14 protein-coding genes are annotated in these 17,590 nt (G+C 44.3%); 5 read left to right on the forward strand and 9 right to left on the reverse strand.

Going from position 1 to position 17,590, the window contains the following annotated elements; genetic code table 11:
* Positions 1 to 29: 29 nt before the first annotated feature.
* Complete coding sequence (locus AAEU32_RS01090; RefSeq protein WP_421968699.1) at positions 30 to 992, reverse strand: sensor domain-containing diguanylate cyclase; 963 nt, start codon at positions 990 to 992, stop codon at positions 30 to 32.
* Between the two features lie 3 nt (positions 993 to 995).
* The gene (locus tag AAEU32_RS01095; RefSeq protein ID WP_421968700.1) at positions 996 to 2,000 is read right to left on the reverse strand and encodes a response regulator; all 1,005 of its coding nucleotides are present in this window, start codon (positions 1,998 to 2,000) and stop codon (positions 996 to 998) included.
* A 175-nt stretch (positions 2,001 to 2,175) separates the two neighbouring features.
* On the opposite strand from AAEU32_RS01095, the gene tpx reads away from it, so the two are divergent.
* Positions 2,176 to 2,769 carry a thiol peroxidase gene (gene tpx / locus AAEU32_RS01100; RefSeq protein ID WP_421968701.1) on the forward strand — a complete coding sequence of 198 codons (594 nt, stop codon included), beginning with the start codon at positions 2,176 to 2,178 and terminating at the stop codon, positions 2,767 to 2,769.
* Positions 2,770 to 2,808: 39 nt separating this feature from the next.
* Here tpx and hemH read toward each other — a convergent pair whose 3' ends face one another.
* The 3 genes from hemH to AAEU32_RS01115 all read right to left on the reverse strand — a co-directional run bounded on the left by hemH (position 2,809) and on the right by AAEU32_RS01115 (position 5,619).
* Entirely contained in the window at positions 2,809 to 3,813 is a 1,005-nt protein-coding gene (gene hemH, locus AAEU32_RS01105; RefSeq protein WP_421968702.1) for a ferrochelatase, read from the reverse strand.
* 267 nt (positions 3,814 to 4,080) lie between these two features.
* Complete coding sequence (gene adk, locus AAEU32_RS01110) at positions 4,081 to 4,725, reverse strand: adenylate kinase (RefSeq protein WP_421968703.1); 645 nt, start codon at positions 4,723 to 4,725, stop codon at positions 4,081 to 4,083.
* 186 nt (positions 4,726 to 4,911) lie between these two features.
* Positions 4,912 to 5,619: a SapC family protein gene (locus tag AAEU32_RS01115; protein ID WP_421968704.1), complete on the reverse strand. Its 708-nt coding sequence runs from the start codon at positions 5,617 to 5,619 to the stop codon at positions 4,912 to 4,914.
* Positions 5,620 to 6,030: 411 nt separating this feature from the next.
* Between AAEU32_RS01115 and AAEU32_RS01120 the strand changes: the two genes are divergently transcribed.
* Positions 6,031 to 7,572 carry a tryptophan halogenase family protein gene (locus AAEU32_RS01120; RefSeq protein ID WP_421968705.1) on the forward strand — a complete coding sequence of 514 codons (1,542 nt, stop codon included), beginning with the start codon at positions 6,031 to 6,033 and terminating at the stop codon, positions 7,570 to 7,572.
* 127 nt (positions 7,573 to 7,699) lie between these two features.
* On the opposite strand, the gene AAEU32_RS01125 is transcribed toward AAEU32_RS01120, so the two are convergent.
* The 4 genes from AAEU32_RS01125 to pgi all read right to left on the reverse strand — a co-directional run bounded on the left by AAEU32_RS01125 (position 7,700) and on the right by pgi (position 14,837).
* The gene (locus AAEU32_RS01125) at positions 7,700 to 10,300 is read right to left on the reverse strand and encodes a TonB-dependent receptor (protein ID WP_421968706.1); all 2,601 of its coding nucleotides are present in this window, start codon (positions 10,298 to 10,300) and stop codon (positions 7,700 to 7,702) included.
* 391 nt (positions 10,301 to 10,691) lie between these two features.
* The gene (gene pgl / locus AAEU32_RS01130) at positions 10,692 to 11,402 is read right to left on the reverse strand and encodes a 6-phosphogluconolactonase (protein ID WP_421968707.1); all 711 of its coding nucleotides are present in this window, start codon (positions 11,400 to 11,402) and stop codon (positions 10,692 to 10,694) included.
* Entirely contained in the window at positions 11,402 to 12,877 is a 1,476-nt protein-coding gene (zwf, locus tag AAEU32_RS01135; RefSeq protein ID WP_421968708.1) for a glucose-6-phosphate dehydrogenase, read from the reverse strand. Before zwf ends, pgl begins: the two co-directional genes overlap by 1 nt.
* A gap of 316 nt (positions 12,878 to 13,193) precedes the next feature.
* Positions 13,194 to 14,837: a glucose-6-phosphate isomerase gene (gene pgi / locus AAEU32_RS01140; protein WP_421968709.1), complete on the reverse strand. Its 1,644-nt coding sequence runs from the start codon at positions 14,835 to 14,837 to the stop codon at positions 13,194 to 13,196.
* A gap of 458 nt (positions 14,838 to 15,295) precedes the next feature.
* Here pgi and AAEU32_RS01145 point away from each other — a divergent pair, with 458 nt between their 5' ends.
* The 3 genes from AAEU32_RS01145 (at position 15,296) to rsxB (ending at position 17,580) form a co-directional block, all read left to right on the forward strand.
* Positions 15,296 to 16,324, forward strand: a complete 1,029-nt coding sequence (locus tag AAEU32_RS01145) for a LacI family DNA-binding transcriptional regulator (protein WP_421968710.1) — start codon at positions 15,296 to 15,298, stop codon at positions 16,322 to 16,324.
* Between the two features lie 117 nt (positions 16,325 to 16,441).
* Positions 16,442 to 17,023: an electron transport complex subunit RsxA gene (gene rsxA, locus AAEU32_RS01150; RefSeq protein WP_421968711.1), complete on the forward strand. Its 582-nt coding sequence runs from the start codon at positions 16,442 to 16,444 to the stop codon at positions 17,021 to 17,023.
* A 2-nt stretch (positions 17,024 to 17,025) separates the two neighbouring features.
* Entirely contained in the window at positions 17,026 to 17,580 is a 555-nt protein-coding gene (rsxB, locus tag AAEU32_RS01155; protein WP_421968712.1) for an electron transport complex subunit RsxB, read from the forward strand.
* Positions 17,581 to 17,590 lie beyond the last annotated feature (10 nt).

The raw sequence follows: 17,590 nt of genomic DNA on the forward strand, positions 1-17,590 counted from the left end.
TGAGTTTTGTTGAAATCAGCCAACCAAGATCAACAGGCCCCAGCAATAACCACCTGATTGCGGCCGCCTTGTTTTGCCTCATACAAGGCCGCATCGGCTGCTTTAACCCATTGCTCATATTGACTGTAATTCGAATGATATTGAGCCATGCCGATACTAATTGTCATCGTGATATTCTTCCCATCAACCACTATCTCTGTGTCTTCAATTTTTTGCCTTAATCGCTCAGCAAAAATCTTTGCGCCATCAACATCGGTGTCAAATAAGCTGATAATAAACTCTTCACCACCATAACGCCCTACCATGTCGCTTTCACGCAATGTTGAGCGCAGCACGCTGGCAACGTGCCGCAGAGCCTTATCTCCAGCACTGTGTCCATAGGTGTCATTTATTTTTTTGAAATAATCTACATCCAGTATCAATAAGGTTCCATTGCCCGCAGAGCGCTCTAGGCGTTTTAGTTCCTTAGCCAACGACTCCTCAATAAATCGACGGTTTGGCAGCTTTGTGAGCTCATCTGTGCGGCTGATCACCTCAAGCTGGTTGTTTGCAGCTTCGAGCTCTAACTTATTCACCGCTTCATCAGTCACATCATAGATGATGATACAAATGTGCGTCACTTCTCCTGTTGTACTGGTCAACGGCAAGAAGGTGGCATTTTGGTACATATGGTCTGCTTTACCGGTAATGGGGCGGTAATTTTTAAAGCGGAAAATATAAGGCTTTTGCTCCCAAATAGTGAAAGAGCGATTCTTAAGTACAAATGCTGACTCTGTTTTTTTTCGAAACCACGGCTCATCAATGCTGGGGAATAAATCGAAGATATCTTTATCCTTAACCGCACTGGGTAACAAGCCCGAATGGTTTTCCATAAAACCATTCCAAATACATACACAATATTGCTTATCAAGCACGACTAAACCAACATCAACGGTATTGAACATATCCATCAACCAATGAATTTCATGCATATTAAAATCAGCGGCGGGCATAATTTAGTCTTCCAATAAATAAGCAACTTTGTACTTCAAAGTGCGGAGCGAATCTTCAGTGAACAACAACATCAAATCACAACTAATGTCATGATTTTCAATACCATAGCTTATCTCAATGGCAAGCGTACGTTGCCAACGTTGTTTATTTGCCGAGACCAGCTCATCCACATCGCGGTGTTGCCCAAGAACCACAGGGTGTCCTTGCGAGAAATTAACATCAAGCTGTTTGGCAAGACCTGTTAGCACCGCACCGATGAGGATATTACTCATATCCATCAACAGCTCGAGCTCAACACTGTCGTTCAGCTCTCCTTGGTATTTCATTAATGATGCTATCTCTTTAAAGCTCGAATCATTAAGCAACAGCAGAGCCTCACCTGAAATGCCACCGCCTATAAAGCCTTGGCAAATACCTGAGGTAGCTGAATTTTGATCGATAGAACGCAATGCCATCGCTAATTCATTCACTTCTAAGACGTTAACATTGGGAATAGGCAGTTTGACAAACACATTGAGCAAGCGGGCTAACAAATCCCCTGCTTGGCCCATAGCAACATTAGTGATCTCTTGGTAGATATCTCGCGTATCGGGGTCTAGTTGCTCGCCAAGTTGCATCGCAATTCGCTGACGCATGGCCTTATCTTTGATACCGTATTGATCGATTATTTGCGCCAACTTTCCTGCATCGCAAGGCTTGGCTATGAAATCCACAGCGCCCATTGCCAAAACGCGTTCATGGGCACTTGGTTGTATATCGCCCGAGACCACAATAACAACGGTTTTAATTTGTCGGTCTTGAATTTGTTGCAGAACTTGGTAGCCGTCCATACCTGGCATATTTAAATCTAGAAATAATACTTCAGGCTGTACGGTCTCTAAAAGGGCAATGCATTGTTGCCCATTGGTGGCGTAGCTTAAGTCTATTTCCCAATCTTGGGGAAGTGAACGGGCAATTTGTCTGCGTGCAACAGTAGAGTCATCACAGATTAAAACAGGTGTCTTCATGACGTGTTGCACCTCGAATATACGTCGTAGATTAGTTAGCTTGAATTATGATTTTTATTAGCTTTTTAATACTAACTAACGACAATGGTATTAAAATAAATAATTGATCTCAATTTAAATATAGACTGTTTAGAAAATTCCTTTAGATGGAACATAGACATAAAAAAGGCAAAACATGATGAAAAAGTTATTTTTGAGCTCTGTCGCACTCGCCGTTTTCAGTTGCAACTTACTTGCACAGCAAAGTGAAACCATCAACAACGTTGATGCGGGTAAAGTAACGGCCCGAGGCAAGCCCGTAGTGTTGTTGGGCAATGGGGTTGAAGTAGGACAGGCAGCGCCTGATTTCCGCGTTGTTGATGCCAGCTTTGTGGCTAAAAGCCTTACAGATTACCAAAACAAGCCGATTCTTCTGAGCGTAGTGCCAAGTCTCGACACAGGTGTATGCAGCATCCAGACGAAGCATTTCAATGAGCAGGTTGCGGCGAACTATCCGCAAGTGGCGATGCTTACAATTAGCACCGATTTACCCTTCGCACAAAAGCGCTACTGTGCCGCCGAAGGAATTGATAAGTTAGAAACTCTTTCTGATGCCGTATGGCGCGATTTTGCCCAAAATTACGGGCTGCTGATCAAAGATATGGGTATCCTCAGCCGAGCGGTATTTGTATTAGATAAAGAGCACAAAATTGTATACAAACAGTTAGTCAGCGAGTTGTCACAAGAGCCTAATTATGATGGCGCAATTAAAGCGCTTGATGCTCTGTAATTAAAAAAGGGCGCTGCGGCGCCCTTTTTTATAATCAGTTTACCAGTTAAGTAATTGCGATTTAGCGAGCTCTACTAGCACGTCAATATGCTCTGGCGCATCGTTAAGCGCTGGAATATAACCAAAGTGCTCTCCCCCCGCTTCTTTGAAGATTTCAGCATTCTCCTCAGATATTTCCTCTAATGTTTCAAGGCAATCCGCGGCAAATGCTGGGCAAATGATCTGTATCGACTTAACACCCTCTTTTGGTAGGCTCTCAAGTGTTTTATCAGTATAGGGCTGCAACCACTCCTCAGCACCAAAACGCGACTGGAAAGTCATCATCCATTGGCTGTCATCTAGCCCTAATTTCTTGGCGGTGTGCTTCGCCGTGTATTTACAATGCTCGTAATAAGGGTCGCCTTTGTTCACGCAACGCTTAGGAATACCATGAAATGAGAAAATTAATTTATCCGCATCGCCATGAATACTGCGATATTTTGTCACGGAAGAAGCTAATGCACTGATGTAGCTATCTCGTTCATAGTAATGTTTCAAAAAACGTATTTCTGGCAGGTTACGCACTTTTGCTAGGTGCTTGTTGAGCTTATCAAATACCGCAGCCGTTGTTGTTGCTGAATACTGAGGATACAAAGGCAACACCGCAATTTTATCTATGCCTCTGGCAGTCATATCATCAATACGACTTTTAATGCTCGGGTTGCCATAGGTCATGGCGTAATCAACATGAATATTTTCGCCCAGCGTTGACTCTATCGCATGACGTAGTGCTTTTGTTTGTCGCGCTGTAATTGCTCGCAATGGTGAGTCGTCTTCTTCCCAAATAGTGGCATAGGCTTTGGCCACTTTGGGAGAGCGAATAGGTAAAATTATGCCATTTAAGATCACTTGCCACACAATTGGCGGGATTTCCACAACCCGAGTATCCGATAAAAACTCTCGCAAATAGGCTCTTACTGCTTTTGCAGTAGGCGCATCAGGCGTGCCTAGGTTAACCAATAACACCCCGTATCGACTCGCGGGCTGCGTCAGCGCTAAAGACATAAACTTACATTCCTTTTATTGATATGAAGTTGATTATACCAATCATGTTAAATATGGGATCAGATATAGCGCTGGATAAATGATGTGCTAACAAGGCGGAATTTTTCTTATGTAGCTATTCTACATAGAAAAATTACAACGCAGTGAGCACGAAATTTAACCCGCTAAAATGATGTGCTATTTAACTTGGCTGGTATTATACCAATCAACCGCATGCTTAGATCAAAAAAAACCGCCATACGGCGGTTTCTTATAACTGATACTGGCTTAACCCAATAACTCAGCAAGCTGCTGGCTTACCGCTTCGACAGCTTGTGTGCCGTCTAGCTTGTGGTACTGCGTGTTACCTGCCTGTGCTTCAGCTTGGTAATAATCTACCAATGGCTTAGTTTGCTCATGGTAAATAGCTAAACGCTTACGCACTGTTTCTTCTGTGTCGTCATCACGGATGATAAGGTCTTCACCGGTAACATCATCTTTGCCTTCAACCTTAGGTGGGTTGTAAACAACGTGATATACACGACCAGAACCAGGATGCACACGACGACCACCCATACGCTCAACAATCACTTCATCAGCAACATCAAACTCGATTACATGGTCAACAGAGATACCATTTTCTTTCATTGCGTCTGCTTGTGGAATTGTGCGCGGGAAACCGTCAAGTAGGAAACCATTTTCACAATCAGCTTTGGCAACGCGCTCTTTTACTAGACCGATGATAATATCGTCAGACACAAGCTGGCCCGCATCCATCACTTTCTTTGCTTCAAGGCCAAGCGGTGTGCCTTCTTTAATTGCTGCACGTAGCATATCACCAGTAGAAATCTGTGGAATGCTGTACTTGTCCATTAAAAACTGAGCTTGTGTGCCTTTGCCTGCACCTGGTGCGCCTAATAAAATAATGCGCATAATCGAATTCCTCGTGTCTGCGTTGGGGTTTATTAAATAAGCTTAAATTTTTTCACAAGGGCGAAAGTTACTCAAGGTTTAATAGGTAAAACTTTCGTCCAAGGTGACTAAAAGTCGAATTTGTAAGCAATCATACATAAAAAAACCCAGCATGGGCTGGGTTTTCTTCTCATTCAACATACTAACTTATGCTGTACGCTCTGCTTTTAGGCGAGCTAAGCGGCCAACCTGGTGGCTAGAAGTTAGGAATGAATAAATTGGTGCTAGGTAGCCACGCTTGCGAAGATCTAGGAAGTCTTCATCGCTTAGCTCATTTAACTTCTTCTCATCAATCATGTAGATACCAGTGATGTCTTTTTTCTCACCTTTGATATCAACAGTTAGCGTTTGTGCTACTAGAAGTTCTTTGTCTGCTAGGTACTGAGTAAATACATCAGTTACACCAGAGAACTCGATGAAAGAGATAAGTGCTTCTTTACGACGCTTAAGGTATTCAGTTTCTTCACCGTTTTCGAACAGTGCTTGACCTTCTTCGTCACCTACAAGAGGGCTCGCTTCATCAATCACTACGCCGTATTGATCTTCTTCAGGGTGCTTAACAAGACCCAGTGGGTAACGCGTTACAGCTAAAGGTGCGAAACCTGCAGCCCATTTGTCACCGTCTACAAAAAGGTTTTCACCTGGCTCAAGGCCAAAAATAGCAACAGCTTGGAATTTACCTGACTCATTGTTCTTTACAAATGCCATAGGGAATTCGTTTGCTACACGACCAAACTCGTGTGCAACAACTGGCACTAAATGTTGCGTCTTTAAGAAGTTTAAGTTCATGCCATTTTTAATTTTAGTGTTGGCATGTTTTTCGTTATGCAAAGGCTGCACTTGTTGCTCCGCCATAATACTGCTCCATACTATTTACGTATTTGTTACTTGTTGTGGCCTAAGGCTATCGGTTTTGCTAACAAAAAGGAAGTGAAAATCCGTGAAAGTTTAAAGTCTTTGTACAAACCGCGATACATGGTGCTACAAGGTATTGAAAATGCGGGATTCAGAAAATTTAAATGTAGCTTTATGTAGCAAAACGCCTTCCTTCAACCCACATTTTTTTAACAAAAGTCGCCCTGAAAAACTCTCTGATGTAATCTCAAAATTTATGTATCAGCCGGTTGTGTGCATCCAATTCATGTAATGCAGGAGCTTTTAGCTAAAAAAGACGAGAGAAAGTGGATGTTAAGCAATTAAATTGGCAAATGCGTTGGCATCGTGTTTAAAATAAACAAATAACAGCGCTGTCATTTAGAGTTTAGTATGCAAGAAAAACCGATTCGTCATGTCATCATCCTCGGAGGTGGAACCGCTGGTTGGCTCAGTGCCAATCACCTCGCAAGCAAACTCAAAAACAGCGCTGATGGTGGCGTTTCAGTCACCTTATTGGAATCTCCAGATACGCCTACTGTGGGGGTTGGCGAAGGCACGGTTCCGTTGATGGTGCATACCTTAAAAGAATTTGGTATCAGCGAAACCCAGTTTATCAACGAATGCGATGTGTCTTTCAAGCAAGGCATTCGCTTTGATAGTTGGATGCAGGCGAGCAAAGGACAAGAACATTATTACTATCACCCTTTCGATTATCCTATTTTAGACAATAACAATCTTGCAGCGTGGCTCAAAGAGCGCCAACACAGTTTTGCTAATCAGGTCGGAATTCAGGGGCAATTATGTGACCAAGGGTTAGCGCCTAAAACCATTTGCTGCCCAGAATATCAGGGGCTTGCCGCGTATGGATATCACCTTGACGCTAATAAATTCGCAGCACTTTTAGCTCACCATGCAACAACAAAGTTGGGTGTTGAACACCAACGTGTGCATGTTACCGATGTGCAGCTAGACGAGGAAGGGGCTATTAAACAACTTGTTGATAGCAATGGTGCATTACATCACGCTGATTTATATATCGACTGCTCCGGCTTTGCCAGTCGGTTATTGGGTGAAGCCATGAAAGTGCCGTTTATTGATAAAAGCGAGGTGCTATTTGTCAATAAGGCCTTAGCTATCCAAGTGCCCTACAGTGAGCCGGGCATGCCCTTACCCTCTTATACAAAGGCTACAGCGCAATCAGCAGGGTGGATTTGGGATATCGCGCTACCGACCCGTCTCGGGGTTGGCTATGTGTTTAGCGACACATACACAAGCGTTGACGATGCCCTTCACACACTGGCGGGTTACCTAAACCGTCCTGTAGATGAAGTAAATGCCCGCGAAATTGATATGCCTGTTGGCTACAGAGAAAAGTTTTGGCTTAAGAACTGCGTTGCCATTGGCCTTGCACAAGGGTTTGTGGAGCCGCTTGAAGCGACCGGATTGCTGGTTTTTGACGCAACGGCGAAATTGCTCGCGCATCAATTTCCAACGACAACCTCTGAGCTTGATCCATTAAGCCGTCGTTTTAATCAGTATGTAACGGGGATGTGGGAAAGTGTGATTGATTTCATTAAATTGCATTACGCCATATCAAATAGAGATGACAGCGATTTTTGGCGCGACAACCGCAATCCTGACACTTGGCCTGTGCAGCTCAAAGATAACCTCGCTCATTGGCGCACTCACCTCCCTAGTCATTATGACTTTGCCAAAGGCTTTGATGCCTTTCGCCTAGAGAACTATCTCTATGTTTTATATGGCATGAATTACCCTACACAGATAAAGGACTCACCATTTAATCATTGCAGTAAAAATCATCACGCGTTGCAAAGTGCTATTGCTGCCAAAGCTTCGCATGTTAGTAAGCAATTACAATTAAATCGTGAACTTATTGAAAAGATACAAATGAATGGCTTGTCCAAGGTGTAAAATGAGCGAATGCAGGGAGCAGCATTCACTCATGGCAGGCATGAATACCCATTGAGTTAAGTAGCGATGAGCTAAAAAAAGCCAGAGACAAGTCTCTGGCTTTTTCGCGCACGGCTATTATTTTTGCTTAAAAGCGGAATTGTAAGCCAAGCTTGTAACGGGCTTCACCTTCGAAGAACCATGCTGGATAACCGTCTTTTAGTTCTGGTTTCACCTGTGCATCTGCGCCTGCAACACCTAGCTGCACGCTGTCTTCTTGGGTTAAGTTCACCGCTTCAAAAGTCACATCAAGGCTGTCAGTCACAGAATACTTCGCACTTAAATCAAGTGTGCCGTAGTCTTGGTGCTCACGGTTGCCATAGAAGCCTGGTAATTCACGGATCATGTACTCTGAACGCCAGTTATACGCTAGACGAATGTTGAATTCTTCCGTCTCGTAATAACCTACAAGATTTACAGTGTGATCAGATGAATCAGTGAATTGTGAAACACGGTCTGGGAAGTTTTCAACAGGTGCTGATGAGTCAACTAGGGTGTAGTTAACTTGATAACCAAAGCCGTTATCAAAACCATCTTGCAACTGTAACTCAATACCTTGAATTTCACCGCCGCTACCTGTGCCCATCGTTGCGATAGTCCAGTTATCTTGGTTGGTGTTAGGGTCAACAATACCAATACCCTGATTCAGTAATTGGTCTGTTTTTGTGAAGCTTGAAATGTCTTTGATGAAGTATGTTGCGCTGAACATCGCATCGTTATCAAAGTAATACTCAATACCGAAGTCAGCTTGTGTTGCTTTAAACGGCTCAAGGCCGATGTTACCTTTTTTCAGAACTTCGTTACCCTCAGTACCATCGTTGTAACCCGCTAATGATGATGCAGAGAACATGTCTGCGTAATTAGCACGCGACATGACTTGTGCAGCAGAGAAGCGAACAATAACGTCCTGTGATACATCGAAAGCAATGTTCACACTTGGCAGCACTTCATCGTAATCTGCTTTATCGGTGCTCAGAGCGTTTGCATAGTTACCGTTTGCATCAAGCGCATAATAATCAGACTCTGCATCGGTAGACACATAACGAAGACCTAAGTTACCGCGTAAACCTTCAGCTTCAAAATCAGCCATTACGTACAATGCGAAGTTTTCTTCTTGAATCGTACCATAGCCAGACTTGTACACATCTGAGGTATTATCAAAGCTTGCAATGGCCGCGTAACCATCGGCAATCATGGCATCAAGATTTGGCTCTGGTAAGGTAAAGCCGGCGCCTGATGAAACCGTACCAGAGTAATATTTATCAGCACTGTTTACAGGCACTGTCGCGGCCATGATAGCAGACCAAGACTCTTGTTTAACTTCATGATCTGCCCAACGCATACCCGTTTTAATCGCAGAAATTGCACCAAAATCTACAGGGAAAGTAAAATCAACCTGCGCATAGGTTTCTTCATCCGAGTTTGGTTGTTTTTTCAATGACCAACCCGCTGGCGACAGTTCACCACCGAAATCACTCGCATCAAACGACTTGTTCGCGACATCAATTTTGATCACATCGCCTGTTGCATCATATGTACCAGCGAAATCAGCAGCTGTACCTAGCCAAAAACCGTAGTTTGCAGTTAAGTCAGTACCACCGTCTGATTGGGTATTACCTACACGACCTGTGACTTCAAAGCTTTCGCCCACATATTTAAAATCAAAATCAACAGTATCTGACGTCATTGAACCTGCACGGGCCCATGTTTGTGCCCAACCAGGGTTAGCACCTTCTCCACTGCGACGATAGAAAGTACAAGTGCCTGATGCATTAGTTTGCTCACACGCTGCCGCCTTATCATCTGGGAAAATAGCGAACAAAGATGTGTTGGCATTGTTTGCAGACAACTCGAGGCTCATGATGTTCAAGCCAAGCTCAAGGTTATCACTTGGACGATACTGGAAGGCCGCATTAATCGCTGTGCGCTCACGCTCTTGTTGGAAGGTAGTAGGAACGATGTCACCCCACCCTACCAAAGACTCAATACCGTTACGCTGATAATTTGTTTCAGAATATGCACCCGCGATTAGGAAACCAAAGTCTTCTTCATCGTTTTTCCACGAATACAGACCTGACACATCTGGGTCTGTTTCTTCTGAGATTGTGCCGTAGTCTGCTTTAAGACCACCGAAAATAGTGTTCGCGTCAAGTTCAAGAGGCTTGCGGGTTTTAACGTTTACCGTACCACCGATACCGCCCTCTACTGTGTCAGCTTGTGAAGACTTAGAAACCTCAATACCACCTACTAGTTCAGGTGGAAGCAAGGTGTAGTTAAAGCTGCGGTCAATAGCTTGTTGGTCATACCAACCTGTAGACGCTACCGAATGACCATTAAGAAGCGTGCGCGTCAGCTGAGCCGATGCACCACGGATTGATACCTGTTGACCTTGACCAAATTGGCGGTTAACAGAAATACCAGAAATACGACCTAGCGCCTCACCTACATCGCTATCAGGAAACTTACCGATATCTTCAGCTGATACTGCGTCTACAACTGAGTTTGCAAAGCGCTTGGTATTCATTGCCGCCGCTAATGAGCGACGAATACCGCGTACTTCAATTACTTCCACATCTTCTTTAGCTTGAGTTTGTGCATCGGCCGCCACAGCTACGCCAGAAAAACCAGCGCCTACTGCAAGGCTCACATTCACTGCTAATAAGCTTTTCTTAAAATTTTTAGCTAACACAGGATTCCCCTTGAATATTTCTCGAATCATTTTGTTGATATACAAATCACTTCTGCCCAGTGATGATGACAACGCTGTCATCTAGTAACAAACCATACACCCAAAATTACAATTTCGCTACATGTTTTTGCCGTTTCTGTTTAAAAAAAACGCTAAAATATTTTTAACGTGTTGAAATTACTACCTTTAAACAAAGGTGGGATGATGGTTCTGTATTCAAACGTGCAGGAATATAGCACAATTTTATAACCACAGGGAAAGGATGCGATGAGCATCACGTGGGGCACGATACAGCAACGTCGCTAACAGTTAAGTGATGACATTACAGCACATAAGTAGGCATAAAAAAACGCGACATGAGCCGCGTTTTTCTGAGGTACTTATTGGTTTATTATGGTGCCCAATACACTTCTAGCTCAATATCAGGGTGCTGTAGCACCGCACGCAGTGGCATGTCTTTTACATCACCACCCGCGGCGGCTTCTTTGTAAACTGCAAGTTTCTCTTCACCACCTATCAACAGCTTCACTACTTTTGATTGCGCAATCGCATTTAGCGTTAACGTCATGCGCTCTGTGATCGCACCTGTTACATCGCTTTGGATAGCGTTAATAGCGCACACCAGTTGGCTTGACTCTAACCCAGCTTCTAACCCCTGCGCGTGAGGAAACAAAGAAGCAGTGTGGCCGTCTGGCCCCATGCCTAAAATCGTTACGTCAAACGGGCGTTGAATTTGCTGATATGCCTGCTCGCACTGAGCAACTCCCTCTTGTGCTGTTGCAGCAGCATTTTTCATAGTAATGAAATTTGCAGCAGCAGCTTTATCTTGCAGCAAAGTTTCATTGATAAAGCGCTCGTTGCTCTTGTCATGATCAGCATCAACCCAACGCTCATCAACCATAGCAACATCGACCTGATCCCAAGCAATATCAAGGCCTGAAAGATATTTGTATGCTGGTGCTGGTGATGACCCGCCAGAGACCATCAAGGATGCACGTTGACCTTGTGAAAGCGCAGCGCTGATACGCTGCTCAAGTGATGCAGCAAGTGCCTGTGTCATTTGCTCTTTGGAATCAAAAAAACGTTCTGTAATGTTTGCCATTATGCACCTTCTCCCGCCGCGTTAAACCATTTGTGGCCCGATCCTGCAAGCAAATCATCTGAGTCTTCTGGCCCCCAAGTTCCAGCGCGGTACAAGGCAGGCTTACCCTTTTCTTGCCAACGCTCGATGATTGGATCAATCCATTTCCACGCTTGACGTACTTCATCGCGGTGGATAAACAGTGACGGGTTATTTGCTGCAGCATCTAACATCAAACGCTTGTATGCGTCTGAATGGAAACCATTTGAGTAAGACTCAGATAGTTCAATGTTCAAGGTGACAGGCTCTAATTGCATCTCAAGGTTATCAAGACGCTTAGACATCAAGGTCAGCTTAATGCTTTCTTCTGGCTGTAGGCGGATCACCAAACGGTTTGGCTGAATTGGGCCAACATTTTGCTCATATACGTTGTGCGACACTGGTTTGTATTCAACCACGATTTCGGCACAGCGCTTCTTCATACGCTTACCCGTGCGAAGGTAGAAAGGTACGCCTGCCCAACGCCAGTTATCGATGTGCGCTTTGATAGCCACATAGGTTTCTGTTGCGCTTGAACCCTCGCCTAACTCTTCCAAATAGCCAGGCACAAGTTTGCCGTCTAGATCACCCGGTACATATTGACCACGAACGATATTTTCATCAACATGCTCACCCAGAAGTGGGCGAAGCGCCTCTAGCACTTTAAGCTTTTCAGTACGAATTGCATTAGCTGTAAGCTTGTGCGGTGATTCCATCGCCACAAGACATAGCAGTTGTAGCAGGTGGTTTTGAATCATATCGCGAAGTGCACCCGCTTTATCATAAAAGCCTGCACGACTCTCAAGACCCACTGTCTCTGAAATGCTGATTTGAATATTATCAATGGTCTTTGCATCCCATAAGTTTTCAAACACAGAGTTTGAGAAACGCAATGCCATTAAGTTCTGAACTGTTTCTTTACCTAGGTAGTGGTCGATGCGAAATACTTGTTCTTCTTTGAAATACTGCGCGATTTTAGCGTTAATTTCTTCCGCAGACTTACCACAGTAACCAATTGGCTTTTCTACTACAACGCGTGATGATTCAGTAATTAAGCCTTTTGTTGACAGAATTTCACAACACTGGCCATACACCGCTGGTGGGAGTGATAAATAGAACACACGTGACTTGTCTTCATCGTGTTCATCTAGAATGGTTTTAAGTTCGTCCCACAGTGAATCTGCTTCGGTCACATTGACAACGACTGGCACTAAATATTGTGCAAATGCCTTCCAATCCTTGGCGTTGTATTCTCCTTTACCTAAATGCTCTTTCAGCGCTTCGTGAGCGGTATCAATATACTCATCACGCTTATCTGCGCCTCGCACTGTCGGTAAAATACGGGTTCCTTGAGGTAAGTTGCCTTCCTGATAAGCGCGATACATAGCAGGCAATAATTTGCGAAGTGCAAGATCGCCGCCGCCACCAAATATGATCATATCAAAAGGATTTAGCATTATTTACTCTCTACCTATTTACTAAGTTCCCCTGCTTTTCATGCCTCAGGAAAACAAATAATTACAACTCGTGAGCCCGTGGATCGCTACATGACGGCTCTTTAAATACACTTTCATAACATGAGCTTGGTGCTCATCAACCGTACTCTTTTCCCTATCAGAAAAAGATAAACCCCGACATTCATTTTCTCTGTCAAAGTTTTAGAATAAATGAGTCTTAGGGATTCTGTACGTCCTCTCACAAACACACAGGCCCTAAAGACTCCAGCGCTACCCGTTCAAAGGTATTCTTTGTGCCGCTTATACGGCAAATTCATTACTGGCGTTTCGCTTGATAATACGCCATCAAACCAGACGTTGAACTGTCATGTTCAGCTATACGATTGTCACGTAATTCTGATTCAATATTTTTGGCTAGGCCTTTGCCTAACTCAACGCCCCATTGATCAAAAGAGCAAATCTCTAAAATGATCCCTTGGACAAAAATTTTGTGCTCATACAAGGCAATTAGTCGACCCAAAGCCTTAGCATCTACCTTGTCCAGTAAGATAGAGGTCGTTGGGCGATTACCTTGATGCACCTTATGCTCAACTAGCTGTGCAATTTGCTCTTCATTGACACCTTTTGCCGCCAGCTCTTCACGCACTTGTTGTGCTGAAACGCCATTCATCATGGCCTCGCTTTGTGCGAAAAAATTAGACATCAAAATTGTGTGGTGGTCGTCGACCTCACATTGCGATTGCACCGAGCCAATAAAGTCAGCAGGTACAATAGTCGTGCCTTGATGCAGATACTGGTAAAAGGCGTGCTGGCCATTAATACCCGTCATCCCCCAAATAAGTGGCACCGTTGTGTAGTTCACCGCGCTACCCGCAAATGTCACAGACTTACCGTTACTTTCCATCTCGCCTTGCTGTAGATAGGCTGGCAACATGTGCAGTGCTTGATCATATGGCAAGATAGCCTGCGCTCTATGATCTAAAAAGCTGGCATTCCATACACTTAACAGCCCCATCAAGACTGGAATATTGTCGCTCAACGGTGCTTGCTGGAAGTGAGTATCCACCTCGAATGCGCCTTCCAGCATGTCTATAAATGCATCAAAACCTAAATAAAGGGCAATCGGTAAGCCTATCGCACTCCACATTGAAAAACGACCGCCAACCCAATCCCACATAGTGAATACGTTTTCATCAGCAATACCAAAGGCTGCTGTTTTTTCTAAGTTGGTACTCACAGCAACAAAGTGCTTGGCAATGGCACTGTTATCACCAGCAGCTGCACGTAACCACTTCACCGCGGTTGATGCGTTGGTCATTGTCTCTGACGTGGTAAATGTTTTCGACGACACTACGAATAATGTTGTTTCAGGGTTTACCTTCTTCAGTACATGAGCAATCTGCACACCGTCGACATTCGAGACATAATGCACATTAAGCGTGTCATCGACATAACTTGCCAAGGCTTCGGTAGCCATCTGAGGGCCCAAGTTTGAACCGCCCACACCAATACTGACAACATCCTTTACCGCTTTACCAGTGTAGCCAAGCCACTGACCTGAGCGCACCTTTTCTACAAAACCTTTAATCTTTGCTAGTTCTGTTTCAACTTGTTCGGTGACATTTTCACCGTCAACCACAATCGGGGTTTTCGCACGGTTGCGAAGCGCAGTATGCAGGACCGCTCGCCCTTCAGTAATGTTAATTTTTTCACCGGCGAACATTTTGTCTCGCCACTGTGTTAGTTCACACTCGTTTGCAAGAGACACTAAAGCATCACGCACCTTTTCAGTCACCAGCTGCTTTGAATAATCGAAAAGCACACCGGGAATTTCTACTGAAAAAGTTGAAAAACGGTTTGCGTCTTGGGCAAATAATTGCTGCAAATGCACATCTTTTAAAACATCTGCTTGTTCTTTAAGCAATTGCCAACTCGTTAATTGTGAACGACTCGCGACCATTTCGTGTACCCCTAGCTCCTGAACTGATTATTTAGTTAACGCAAAGATTCTTTATTAATTGTTAAAGATAGCCACAATATTGTGACATTTCGCGTATTTTTAGAGCGTAAATAAACTTATAAAATACTGTTTATCACCATCTCGCTGACCACGTTAAGTTAAAATGACAACGCTGTCAAATAGCTTATTTTCGATTTTATTTGCAGAATCATAGCGCATATTTTCATCTTTGACACCGGTATCATTAGGAAAAAATGAAATTTATTCTGCTATTTCGTTATAAGTTTAGATACACTCAACGAAAAATTTGACTCAAAGTCACTTTTATAAGCCTACATTTAGTATGGCCTTTGCAAAAAGCGCTATTTGGAGGCGGCATGATAAAGCAACATGCACATAAACAACATGAGAAAATTTTGAAGGCTATCACTGCCACGCAAGGATAATAAGAAAAGATCATGAAAGTAACCATCAATGATGTTGCGAAACTCGCCGGTGTGTCGATGAAAACGGTTTCGCGTGTAATTAACAAAGAACCTTCCGTGCGCAAAAAAACCCATGACATAGTGATGGCAGCGGTAAAAGAATTAAATTATCAACCTAATCTTGCAGCACGTAATCTTGCAGGCTCATCAGCGTTTGCCATTGGCTTGGTGTATGACAACCCGAACGCTTATTACGTTATTGATATGCAAAACGGGGTATTATCGCGCTGCCGCCAAGAAGGGTATGAATTGGTGATACACCCATGCAGTTATGCCGACAGTCAGATGCGGGATGAGCTTAAAACCATGATCCAGCGCTCGCGCATTGCCGGTTTGGTACTCACTCCCCCTTTGTCTGAACAACAAGACATCATCGATGAGCTCGACAGCATGAACATGCACTATGTGCGTATTTTATCTGGCCGTGGCTCTAGCAATGACGATGACTCGTGCATTTACGTGAACGACTATGCGGCTTCATACGAGATTACCGCGCACCTTATCGGCCTTGGTCACAAGAATATTGCGTTTATTTGTGGTGATGAAGAGCACAAATCGACCTCTGAACGACTTGCTGGATATCAAAAGGCGCTCAGTGATAACGGCATTAGTCAACGCGATGAGTTTATTTATCGTGGTGAGTACTCATTCGAGTCTGGCGTCAACGGCGCGAAGGAGTTGCTCAAAGATAACAACGCACTGGCTGTTACAGCCGTTATGGGTGGTAACGATGAAATCGCCGCAGGGGCTTTGTTCGCCGCACGCTTGATGAACATCGCGATTCCGAGCGAATTGGCAATCACAGGATTTGAGGACTCGCCTTTCTCGAAACAAACGTGGCCAAAACTCACCACTGCACACCAAGAGAATGATGTTATTTCAGAGCATGCCGCGCGCCTATTGTTCAGTAAAACCCGTGGTGCACGCAATCAAGATAAAGACATCACGCGCATCTTTACCCCTACATTGGTTGTACGCGACAGTTCAGCAGCGCAGTCGTAGTCACTATCACGGCCAAGGAAAAAGAGCCCCTTGGCCCGTTTAAAACTCGCCTAACTGTTGTGAAATGAACGAGAAATAAGGATAATACGCGAGTTATTATCAGTTATTCGGGTGCCCATGACGGAATATCTATTACTGCTAGTCAGTACCGTGTTGGTTAACAATTTCGTGCTTGTACAGTTTTTAGGCCTGTGTCCTTTTATGGGGGTATCAAGCAAGCTTGATACTGCCGTGGGTATGTCATTGGCAACTACCTTTGTACTCACATTGGCATCCGTGACCAGTTATTTGGTTAACCAATATATTTTATTGCCCCTAGAGCTCACGTTCTTACGTACTATGAGCTTTATTTTGGTGATTGCTGTTGTGGTGCAATTTACCGAGATGGTGGTGCAAAAAACCTCGCCAACGTTATACCGATTACTGGGTATTTTCTTACCACTGATCACCACTAACTGTGCTGTATTGGGTGTTGCTTTATTGAACATTAAAGAACAACACAGCTTCGTTGAGTCGGCAGTTTATGGCTTTGGTGCAGCGGTGGGATTCTCTCTCGTATTAGTACTTTTTGCTGCCATGCGTGAACGCTTAGCAGGTGCCGATGTGCCGATACCCTTTAAAGGTGCGGCCATTGCAATGGTCACCGCAGGACTGATGTCGATGGCGTTTATGGGCTTTAGCGGACTGGTTAAGTTTTAATTATGACTTTATTTTACGCTCTGATTGCTCTGGGCATACTTGCACTGGTGTTTGGCCTTGTTCTTGGCTTCGCTGCAGTGCGTTTTCGTGTTGAAGGTGACCCAATTGTTGAGCAAATAGATTCTATTTTGCCGCAAACGCAATGTGGTCAATGTGGCTACCCAGGTTGTCGCCCTTACGCTGAGGCCATTGCCAACGGAGACGACGTTAACAAGTGCCCACCGGGTGGCGAAGCAACGGTGAAAAAGCTCGCTGATTTAATGGGCGTGGAAGCCAAACCTCTCGCTGGCGGTGAAGAAGCAGAGCCAGTCAAAAAAGTAGCGTATATTCGCGAAGATGAATGTATTGGCTGTACCAAATGTATTCAGGCCTGCCCTGTCGATGCCATTGTTGGTGCTACACGACAAATGCACACCGTGCTGATTGATGAATGTACTGGTTGTGACCTATGCGTAGACCCATGTCCTGTAGATTGCATCGATATGGTGCCTGTTGCACCAAGCAAACAAACGTGGAAATGGCAGTTAGACGCCATCCCCGTGACGCACATTGATTAAGAGGTGGAAG

This window comes from Pseudoalteromonas maris, from assembly GCF_049257235.1.
Classification (GTDB): domain Bacteria; phylum Pseudomonadota; class Gammaproteobacteria; order Enterobacterales; family Alteromonadaceae; genus Pseudoalteromonas.